Annotated in this window: 1 protein-coding gene; it reads left to right on the forward strand. The window is 36.4% G+C overall.

What is annotated here, in order from left to right; genetic code table 11:
• The coding region (locus tag IDG60_RS02170; RefSeq protein ID WP_206160449.1) for an AMP-binding protein at nucleotides 1-516 on the forward strand (516 nt) is incomplete at both ends.

The raw sequence follows: 516 nt of genomic DNA on the forward strand, positions 1-516 counted from the left end.
GGCTTAACCCAAAAGAAATTGCAGCCATTGTGGAAGATGCACAATTAAAACTGCTCTTCTATGCTGAAAAACATTTAAGTTCACTCACCGATATTGACCAAAACTTATTGCATATGGATATTGATGTAGCGCAATATGATGAAATCGTAAATCCAGATTATCACCAACCTTTTCAAGCAACACCTGTCGAACCACAAGATCTTGCAGCATTAATTTATACAAGTGGTACAACCGGATCACCTAAAGGTGTGATGTTCTCATATGAATCATTTGTTCATAACGGTGCAAACCTAGAGCTGACGTATAAGTTCAATTCAAACTATATTACGATTGTATCAACACCAATGTTCCATGTTTTAGGGTTTAACGATACTGTATTACCAGTATTGATGTCAGGTGGCACACTTATTCTTCAACGTTACTTTAACGGCGAAGAATTGAATGACATGATTGCACAATATCACCCTACATTTATTATCATGATTCCGACAATGTATTATAGTACGCTACGTGCTA

The organism is Staphylococcus sp. EG-SA-2 (assembly GCF_017152085.1).